The 10,462-nt window shown below is 55.0% G+C and carries 7 protein-coding genes; all 7 read left to right on the top strand.

The window, feature by feature from the left end; translation table 11 throughout:
• Positions 1 to 533: 533 nt before the first annotated feature.
• The 7 genes from GOB86_RS13550 to GOB86_RS13580 all read left to right on the top strand — a co-directional run bounded on the left by GOB86_RS13550 (position 534) and on the right by GOB86_RS13580 (position 10,349).
• Positions 534 to 5,660: a DEAD/DEAH box helicase family protein gene (locus tag GOB86_RS13550; protein ID WP_165993095.1), complete on the top strand. Its 5,127-nt coding sequence runs from the start codon at positions 534 to 536 to the stop codon at positions 5,658 to 5,660.
• A 186-nt stretch (positions 5,661 to 5,846) separates the two neighbouring features.
• Positions 5,847 to 7,763: a ParB N-terminal domain-containing protein gene (locus GOB86_RS13555; protein WP_165993097.1), complete on the top strand. Its 1,917-nt coding sequence runs from the start codon at positions 5,847 to 5,849 to the stop codon at positions 7,761 to 7,763.
• Positions 7,764 to 7,837: 74 nt separating this feature from the next.
• Positions 7,838 to 8,329 carry a DUF3085 domain-containing protein gene (locus GOB86_RS13560; protein WP_061490264.1) on the top strand — a complete coding sequence of 164 codons (492 nt, stop codon included), beginning with the start codon at positions 7,838 to 7,840 and terminating at the stop codon, positions 8,327 to 8,329.
• Positions 8,330 to 8,566: 237 nt separating this feature from the next.
• Complete coding sequence (locus GOB86_RS13565) at positions 8,567 to 8,968, top strand: DUF6876 family protein (protein ID WP_003630451.1); 402 nt, start codon at positions 8,567 to 8,569, stop codon at positions 8,966 to 8,968.
• A gap of 103 nt (positions 8,969 to 9,071) precedes the next feature.
• Complete coding sequence (locus tag GOB86_RS16195) at positions 9,072 to 9,410, top strand: hypothetical protein (protein WP_231869329.1); 339 nt, start codon at positions 9,072 to 9,074, stop codon at positions 9,408 to 9,410.
• Between the two features lie 121 nt (positions 9,411 to 9,531).
• Positions 9,532 to 9,708, top strand: coding sequence for a hypothetical protein (locus GOB86_RS13575; RefSeq protein ID WP_156477915.1), 177 nt, complete (start codon positions 9,532 to 9,534; stop codon positions 9,706 to 9,708).
• A gap of 479 nt (positions 9,709 to 10,187) precedes the next feature.
• Positions 10,188 to 10,349, top strand: coding sequence for a hypothetical protein (locus tag GOB86_RS13580; RefSeq protein ID WP_003630453.1), 162 nt, complete (start codon positions 10,188 to 10,190; stop codon positions 10,347 to 10,349).
• The last annotated feature ends 113 nt before the right edge of the window (positions 10,350 to 10,462 follow it).

The following is a 10,462-nucleotide window of genomic DNA, read 5'->3' on the forward strand; positions in this document are numbered from 1 at the left end:
AGCGTCGCATTCGTCTGCCTCCCTCAAAGCGAGAAAAACAGTCAGCACAGGACGCCGGAAAGTACAACCCTCACGTACCATACTCAGGGCTTAACTGACGACACGCCGTAGTTAAAACGCTATCTGGCCCAATATCCGATCATTTGTCATTTTTACACGTGTAAAAATGACAGCGAGTTAGTGCAAGATCTTTTACACGTGTAAAAGATGATAAATACCGCTGAGACTCTCTTGAGAAGTTAATGAGACAGAAGGACAGGATAAGGACCAGCCCGGAGCGCGTGGCGCAAGTGGTTGGTGCTCGCCATGCTCGTCCGCTGCGCGGCCTGTGCGTGGCTCCGCTCCCGGCGCTTCGCACCGCACTTGCGCCACACACTCCGCCCCGGTTGTCAGGAAGGCATAAGGGGCAAGGAATGAAGAGAGTAGACGCTCCCCTTCCCGCTCCTTGCCACTAATCCCGACAAACCTATGCAATCAGGCCCCCGACCCTTTCTAAGGCGTCGGGCGAAGCCGTTTGGACGGAGTGCGCCAACATGTCCATGTCTGCCTCGCAACTCAATCTGTTCGACACCACAGTGCTGTCAGGTGAACTTGCAGCCCTCTGGTCTCTGGATGATGACCAGCCCATACCGGAAATCTCAGCCCCCTCCCCTCAGACCTTCCGTATCCCGCAGCGGGATTTTCGTCTGAAGGGCGTACGTGGTCTGGCTCAAGGGTGGAAAGCGCGCGCGGAAGCCAATATCGCAGCGATCGCCCTCCTCGCAACACTTGAGCGCGAAGATCGGAATGCTACTACAGCAGAGCAGGATGTTCTGGCCCGTTTTACGGGCTTTGGCGCAGGTGAATTGGCCAACAGCCTCTTCCCGCCCACAGGCAGAGAGGTGCGCAAAGGATGGGAAAGCCTTGCTGCAGAACTTGAACAGCTGACGACGGAGACTGAACGCGCCGGTCTGCAGCGTGCGACACAGTATGCCCATTATACGCCGGAACTGATTGTTCACTCGATGTGGGACATGGCCCTGCGTATGGGGTTTCGGGGCGGTTCGGTGCTTGAACCGGGATGTGGCACGGGGCTCTTCATCGCCGCACGCCCAGAAAAACTCGAAGGCAAGATCGCTTTTACCGGCATTGAGAACGATCCCATCTCTGCCCGTATCGCGCGCAAGCTCTATCCGAACCAATGGATCCGCAGTGAGGACTTCACGCGTGCCCAGCTCCCACAGGGCTATGATCTGGCGATTGGCAATCCCCCGTTCAGCAACCGCACAGTGCATGGTCGTGAGGGACTGGAGAGGCAGGGTCTGAGCCTCCATGATTTCTTCATCGCCCGTTCGCTCGAAGCTCTGCGTCCAGGCGGGATCGCCCTGTTCGTGACCTCTCGTTACACATTGGACAAGACGGATCCGAATGCCCGACGGATCATTGGCGAGAGCGCTGACCTTCTTGGCGCTGTACGTTTACCAGAAGGCGCAATGCGTGACGATGCCGGGACAGATGTGGTGGTTGATATCCTGGCATTCCGGAAACGAGAAGTGGGAGAAGTGCCGTCAAATGAGAGCTGGGTTGAAACTGCAGACATCCCAGACTCAGACGAGGGAAATGGTCCGCTCGTTATAAACCGGTATTTCCTTGACCATCCCGAACAGGTGCTCGGCAGTCATATCTGGACGACAACACAGTTTGGTCCCGGCTACACATGCTCTGCCACCGCCGGCGCAAAACTAGACCTTCTTCTTCCGCAAGCCCTGAGCCGGATCGCGCCCAACGTTCATTTCCTGCAGCCGCTAGAGGCGCGCATTGTCCGGCCAGCAGGTGAGGGCGTTACGGTTGGAACCGCGGCAAGTGGTGCGGACCTCAAGGAAGGAAGCTACTTTGTAGAACGGGGTGTCCTGCACCAGATTAGCGAGGGGCAGGCCCAGATCGTCCCGATCCGCAAGGCAGGCCAGGCAGAAGGAATTTTTGCCAAGCATGCTCGGATCATCCGCGGGCTGGTGCCCATCCGTGATGCCGCACGGAGTGTATTGCGGGCGCAGATGCAGAACCTACCTTATGGAGCGCAGCAGCGCACTTTGAAGACGGCGTATCAGAGTTTCGTGCGTGAATTTGGCCCCATCAACCATACCCGCACCACGCTACGCGAGAATTCTGAAACTGGGAAAACACGGGAAACCCAGCGGCGTCCGAACCTGCAGACCTTTCTGGATGATCCTGACGTCTGGCTGGTGGCTTCGATTGAGGAGTATGACGAGCGCACGGATACGGGTCGCATGGGGCCGATATTTTCAGAGCGTGTCATTCATGCACCGACAGAGCCTGAAATACACGGAGCCCATGACGCGCTCGCTGTGTCCCTGCATGAAACGGGCCGTGTGGATCTGCCTCTCATTGCCGAACTGCTGGGACGGAGTGAAGCCGATACGTTGGCTGAACTGGGTGAGAGCATTTACCTCGATCCGGAACGCAGCGCACAGGGCAGGGACGTCTGGGTCACGTCTGATGAGATGCTCTCAGGTGCGGTGCGCACCAAACTGGCGCTCGCACGCGAGGCCGCACATCATGATCAGCGGTATGCACGCAATGTCAGCGCCCTTGAAGGTGCGCAGCCTGCTGATCTGCGTCCCTCTGAAATTACAGCCCGTCTGGGAGCACCGTGGTTGCCCGTCACGGACATTCAGGACTTCGTACAAGAGGTCATGGGGATTGAAACAACCGTTCGTCATACCCCGGAAGTGGCATGCTGGAGTATCAATCGTGCGCCGTTTCTGTCTCGCGCTGAAGCAACATCCGTCTGGGGCACGGAACGACGCAATGCAGCGGAACTACTGGAAGACGCGCTCTCTCAGTCTATTCCCAAAATATGGGATCATTGGCGCGATGAAAATGGCAACGAACGACGCGAACTCAATACGCAGGAAACGGAAGCGGCTAAAGAAAAACTCGCTGCTATCAAGAGCGCGTTCGAAAAGTGGGTGTGGCAGGATCCCGACCGCTCTGACCGTCTCGTAAAGCTCTATAACGAGACCTACAACAACCTTGTGCCGCGTGCCTTTGATGGCAGTCATCTGCGTCTGCCTGGAGCGAGCAGCACGATTACCTTGCGTGCTCATCAGAAGCGCGTGGTTTGGCGGATTATCGCTTCAGGACGCACCTACATGGCCCATGCTGTGGGAGCAGGAAAAACCTTCTCCATGGCTGCGGCCGTCATGGAGCAGAAACGGCTTGGACTGATCAGCAAGGCCGTGATTGTGGTGCCAGGTCATTGCCTTGCACAGATGGCGCGTGAGTTCCTCATGCTTTATCCCACGGCCCGGATCATGGTGGCCGACGAAACCAATTTCATTAAAGCCAAACGTCAGCGTTTCATTGCCCGTGCGGCGACAGAAAACTGGGACGCGATCATCATTACGCATGATGCTTTCAAGTTCATTCCGGTCGAAGCGGGATTTGAACGCGAGATGATCGAGGATCAGATCGTCTCTTACGAAACCATTCTTTCCGGTCTTGATGGTGACGACCGTATCTCGCGCAAGCGGATCGAACGCATGAAAGAAGGGATGGAAGCAAAGCTGGAAGGGTTGGCTGCGCGCAAGGATGATCTGCTGCACATGGGTGAAATCGGGATTGATCAGATCCTTGTCGATGAAGCCCAACTGTTTCGGAAACTGTCCTACGCCACCAATCAGTCTGATCTGCGAGGTGTCGATCCCAATGGCTCTCAGCGTGCATGGGATCTGTTCGTGAAAACGCGTTACCTTGCGAAGACGGACCAGACTCGTCCACTGATCATGGCTTCAGGTTCGCCGATTACGAATACGATTGCCGAATTGTGGAATGTCGGACGGTATATGGATCTGGATGCTCTTGTCGCCCGCAATCTCCACGAATTTGATGCTTGGGCAGCCAACTTTGGGGAAACACGCACCGAACTGGAGCTTCAGCCCAACGGTCTCTACAAACCGGTCACGCGCTTTACCGAATTCGTCAATGTGGCCGATCTGATGGCCATGTATCGTGACTTTGCGGACGTCGTTCAGTCAGACGAGTTGGCACGATATGTCAAACTGCCCTCTGTTAAGGGCGGCAACAGACAGATTGTGGTGGCCGAAAGCACAGAAGACTTTCGGGCATTCCAGCAGACCCTTGCAGAACGGATGCGCGCGATTGAAGCCCGTTCAGGTCGTCCTCAGAAGGGGGACGACATCATTCTGAGTGTGATGAATGATGCCCGGCATGGCGCGATCGATCTGCGGTTTATCGCACCGTGGGCGGATGATGACCCACATTCCAAGCTGAATGTGATGATTCGGAAGGTGTTTGAAATCTGGCATGAGACATCTGCCAATCGTTACACCAATCCCGAGACGGGCAGGGCTTACGATTTACCGGGGGCGGTGCAGATGATCTTCTCCGATCTCGGCACACAGGCCTCCCAGACCAAGCGCGGGTTCTCGGCTTATAACTGGATCAGGTCAGAGCTGATCCGCATGGGTGTCCCTGCCGAGCAGATTGCCTTCATGCAGGATTACGACAAGGCGGCAGCCAAGCTGCGTCTGTTTGGTGATCTCAATGCAGGCCGCAAGCGTATCCTGATCGGTTCAACAGCCACAATGGGAACAGGGGTCAATGCCCAGCAGCGCCTGAAAGCCCTGCATCATCTCGATGTGCCCTGGCTTGTGGCCGATATCATGCAACGGGAAGGTCGGATCGTGCGCCAGGGCAACCAGCACGAGGAAGTGGAAGTTTACGCATACGCCCAGCAGGGATCTGTGGACGCCACAAACTGGCAACTGCTTGAGCGCAAGATGCGCTTTATCGGACTTGCGATGTCTGGAGACCGGACCATCCGTCGGATTGAGGATGTTGGCGGTGAAGGCAACCAGTTTGCAATGGCCAAGGCGCTGGCATCAGGTGACATGCGTCTGATACAGAAGGCTGGCCTGGAAGCCGATATCGCGCGTCTTGAGCGTTTGCAGGCCGCGCATTTCGATGATCAGTTCAATGTGCGTCGCCAGATCCAGAGAGCTGAACGCGACATCCAGACAGCGCAGACACGCATTCCGAAAATTGAGGCGGCAATAGGTCAGCGTGTGCCCGCGAAAGGGGAGGCGTTTGCGCTGCATCGTGACACCACGATGGTTGAGAGCCGTGAAAAAGCTGGGGCATGGATACTGTCGCAGGCGCGGCTTGCTGAACGGGAAGGCCGGACCGGGCAGTGGAGCATGGGTCGGATCGCCGGATTTGACGTGATGTGCGAAGCTCATGAACAGCAGTTCAGACCGTCCGACAAGAGAAAACCAGAAGTAGTCTCCTCCCTCTATCTGGATACACCTGCAGGAGAAATCGAGGTCGAGACCGATCGTGAGACCAAGCCTCTGGGACTGATTTCACGGATTGAGCACGCAGCCTTACGTCTGGACAGCGATCTGGCTGAAGCACGTCGCAGTCTGGATGAGGCACAGCGCCGACTGCCAGCTTATCGCGCACGCGAAGGACTGCCTTTTGCGGAAGCCGCGGACCTCAAAGCCAAATGTGCTGAGCTGTACGCACTGGATGCCGAGCTGAAAGCAGAAGGCAAGGAAGAGGGAACCGCACTGAAATTGGCGACAGCAAATGATGATGCTGCTTCTGACGTTGGAGAGAAAATAGAGGAGATGGCCTGAGAAAAAAGGAAAACAGAAATCCGAAAAGGGAAGGGCACGCCACAGGCCGCCCACCCGCCGCAAGGGTAAGCCCCGTTCCGGGGCCTCGCTGACGCTCGCCCTTGCCCCGTGTGCGCGTCTGCGGCGGTGCCGAAGGTATGAGGTCAGAAAATTACACCTCAGGACCCTGAAAGTGAGGAGCGTATCATGACGGAACTTCGCCGCGTCGATCCCAGAACACTCGTACCAAACCCGAACAATCCACGTAAGACCCAGCCAGATCCTCGTGCGGAACATCAGCTTGCGCTGAATATCAAGACAGTGGGCCTGATTCATGCGCCCTGCGTGCGGGAACTTGAGGATGGTCGGTTGATGATTGTCGCTGGTCACCGACGGGTGCGGGCCTGCATTGCGGCGAAATTGACCGAAATTGACGTGCACGTCCGCTCAGGTGATGAAAAGAGCGATACGATGGCGGCTGTCGCCGAAAATATCGTGCGTGCCGATATGACAGAATCTGAACAATGGCGTGGTGTGCTGGATATGCGCGAGAAGGGCGCTACTGATACAGAAATCTGTCGGTCCTTCATGGTAACGCCTGCTTATCTGCGCGGATTGATGCTTCTGTCCCAGATGCATTCGCCCATCATAGCGGCAATAGATGCCGGTATTGGGCCATCTTTTCAGGAGCGCAACGCGATTGCGCGCACGCCGCTGGAGCGTCAACGCGATGTCTGGGCAGAGATCTGGGCCGAAAGTGCGGATGAGGGTGTCGATCCAACTGATTATGAAATGAGCAGGGAAGAGTTTGCGCACTTCGACTGGGAAGATTTTGTCCGCTATCTCGATCAGGTCGAGTTATATGCCCGTGATTTTGAATTTGATGATGAGACGGCACAAGAGGCGGGCGTGGTCTGGGAAGAGGATCTGTTCGGGCAGGGGGGGCAGGACAATCGTTACTGCACCCAGTTCGCGGCGATCTTCAAGGCACAGCAGATATGGGCCGAAAAAACGAAACCTGAAGGCTGCGTCTTCATTCCGGCCAACGAGTATGGAGAAGGGATTGTTCCCGAGGGACACCGGAGTGTTGGGTCATGGGAAATGGAGCAGGCAGATGATATCCCGACGATCTGGGTGAGCTCCCGCACTCTGGCGATCAAGACTGGCCGGATGCGCAAAATCACGCAACGGACAGCCCAGAGCGGTGAGGAGGGGTCACTTTCGTTTTCGAGTGCCCAATCTGCCGAGAAGCCTAAGGAACGTGCGGATATTTCCGGAACGGGTCAGAAGATTATCGGTGAGGTCCGTACTCAGGCATTGCGAGAGGCACTGGCAGCGGCCCGCGAGAGCGCGGACCCATGGGATCTGATAGGGGCGTTCCTGCTGGCCCTGAGTGCTGACAATGTGAATATCCATGGAGATAACACTTATGATCCCTATGGTGCGGCTTCCGAACGGGACCGGGCCGTTGCAAGTGTCTTTCCAGAGGGCGTGCTCGTGCGCGATCCGGCAGTGCTCCGGAACGCTGCTCTTGAAGTGCTCTGCAGTTTCATGAACTGCGAGGTGAGCATGCATAGTGGAAGTGGACTGCCTGCCCAGATTCTTGGTGTGCTGTTCAATGCCGATGCCCATATCCCGACGATGGCTTTTGAGGATTTCCTCAAGACTTACAGCAAACCTGGGATTACCAAGGCAGTCCAGGCTGAAGGACTGGAAGAAAAACCCACGGGAAAGGCCATGCGTGAAGCCTTGATGGCGCATGTTGGTGAAAAACGCTGGGTGCCCGAACCTGCAACGTTTGCAGCTGGCATTCCGGCATGGAAAGCCAAAATAAAAAAACAGGCAGCGCGTGCGGCAGCACGGGCCCAATTGGACGCACAGACTGAAGAAGATGATGAGATCGATGACCAGTCATCAGACATGGAACTCTGTGACGAACAAGATGTGGCTGAAGCTGATGAAGAGACGCTGACACCTGAGGAAGACGTGTCAGCAGATGACACATCGTCTGTGTCTGAGACGACTTCCTCACACACCGAATTACCAGATGATCCACGCATACCGACACAACTTGCAGAGCTGGCGCGCAAGATGCCTGAGCATCTTGAAATCATCATGGTCTGACAAATACAGGCGGCCCATCGAACGGGCCGCCTTTTTTATGTCCATCCAGAGGCATGTTTTAAGGAAATACCGTCATGAAACTTCATTTTGATCATGCGCTCGTGACACAGTTGCTGGCTCACGCTGAAGCAGCAAAAGAGCATACGCCCACCTTTGACCAACTCTATGAGCCCACCTTTCTAAAAGATGGGAAAGAGACACAGTCGCCGTCTTATGATGACATCGATCTCACCAAAGTTCCTGCCGGGCTGATGCTGGTAGGAGATAATGGCATTTATCTCATGTCGAATGGCAAGCCAGCGCTCAAGGATCCTGAACGCACAGGGAACCTTATCGCCTATGCTTTTGAAGCCGATCCGCAAAAGCAACCTGACGATTGGTGGCATGTGAAGCAGGCAGCCTTTGGCGGTGATGACGGGGCAGAATTTCTTGCAGCCAAAGCCATCAGGAATGCACTTGAAGCGACGAAAGGAGGCCGCTTCTGGCTTGATGTGTCGCCGACACGGATTTCCAGTCCCTATCTTGCGCCACCACGTCGCAAACGTGCGTTGGCATCAAAAAAATAGGAAAAGATAAAAGGCAATATGAAAGCAGGAGAGAGCCATAGTCTGCTGTCTGGAGCAAACGGTTGGTTCTCCCCATGCTCGACCGCAGTGCGGTCTGCGCGTGGGTCCGATCCCGGCGCTGCGCGCCGCGTTTGCTCCAGCCTCCAGACTATGCCCCGCGTGGAGATGTCAGGAAATGCAACCCGATATCCAGAAATATGCATTTCCAGAAAATCATCGTTTTCAAGGAGAGTTTTCATGTCTGCAACTCTGGAACCGACACACGCCATTACTTCTTCTGCTCTTGCTGGATTTACCGGGACTGTTCGCTACTATCGCTGGCATAGCGGTCTTCTGCTGACAGATGGCGCCCATTATCTTGCAGCCAATGGTGCCGCGTGGCTGATTGATATACTGGCAAGCGTTCAGCATATGCCGACTATGCGTGAGGAAGATCGACAGTTCTGGACCTTGAAGGTTGATCTCGAAAAACACACGGCCGTTATTATTTGTACCGATGGAGATAAGACAGGGGATGGGGAAGTCGAACTCTATCGGCAGGACATCCCGTATACTGATTTCCCCCTAAAGGAAGCCAAATTATTCGCTTTCAGTGAACCCGGCATAGGGCGCATTGTCCTGCTTCCCAGCGAATACTGAAAACGCTGACGCTCTCTACTGGAAGGCCGCCCTAAAGGGCGGCTTTTTTATATCTGTCATCCAACAGCACCATAAAATACCGTGGTGCTAGGGACGTTTTGAAATGAGCAAGACACTCGATGTCACGCGACAGACATGTGGTCGATATGTTGTCGAAACTTGCCTTCGGCCTGATGGAGCCGTTTTTTTACGCACCCCGGACATATTCCCGGTCAATGCCCGCAACTGGCATGGTCCGTATGACACTATGGACGCTGCCATAACTGATTTTTTGGACCGGACGGCAATACCGAAGATCACACGTAAGAAACTCTCCTCTCTGCGCGATCACGGCTATGCCGGGGATGTTGGTGGAAAGGAGATGATCCTCCATCTTGATCGCTGGACCGGAGCCACAACACTCAGTGATTTCGAATTGGTCGAGGAGAGCGTCCAGACCTGATTCCCTTTCATTCATATCTCTCAAAAAATCAGTCAGGAGAATGATCTCATGTTGAAACACAGGATCGTTTCTGGAAACCACTGGCCCCGTCCTGCAAAGCCAACCCGCTGGATTTGTACAGATGAACCGGTCACATGTCGGCGTTGCCACATCGAGTGGCTGGACGGCGACCCGGCATTATCCATTGAGTGTCGTGGCTGTGGTGCGGAAGCTGGCTACCCTTGTCAGCGGCCACAGGGGGGAAATGAACGCGTCTGTTTCCAGCGTGACCGTCAGGCTATTCGTGATGGTTTGCTGATGCCGTGTGAAGGATTATCGTGGGATGGACGTCACGATAAACGCCTGATGATGACCTTACATCCTTACCCTCACGCCATTCCAATCATGAGTGGCGCACCCGTAAGCCGGTTTTCTGCGTAAGTGTGTCCAATATGGCCACACTTTCAGCTTTCTCGTGATCAGGAAGAGGTCTTTTCTAACATGAATGATCTGGCACGTCATGCTCTGTTTAATACGTGCAGTCGAAAATAATGAGCTGGCGTTAGCCTGATCACTCCCAGATCAGACAGAAAATATGATCAAAAAAATAAAGAGAAAAACGGGAAAACTAAGAATGAGCACCAGAGCGCTGCGTCGGGGGCAAGAGGTGGGTTCTCGCAATGCTCGCCCGCAAGCGGGCTGTGCGTTGCTCCGATCCCGGTGCTGGCGCACCGCTCTTGCCCCCGCCACACCGCTCCGGTTGCGCGAAGGTATCCAAAAGCAAAAAGGACACCGACGATGCGCGATACGAAACTCCCTCTTCCCACAACAGCACGCGATTATCTGGAAATCGCGGGTTTCCTGGCAGGAACAATTCTTCTGGGGCTGACACTTATCATCCTGATCTGCGGCCCAGCCTTTGTGCTCCCTCACAGCATGACCTTTGCCGGTTTGGGTTAACGCCTAAGTGTCTGACCGAAAATGAGTTGAGTGATTTCAGTGGATTATGATTCATGGGTTTGCGATAACCTGATGAGATCAAGATGGCCTGGACTGAAATCACCCGCGCGCAG

It is taken from the genome of Acetobacter lambici, from assembly GCF_011516885.1.
Lineage (GTDB): Bacteria > Pseudomonadota > Alphaproteobacteria > Acetobacterales > Acetobacteraceae > Acetobacter > Acetobacter lambici.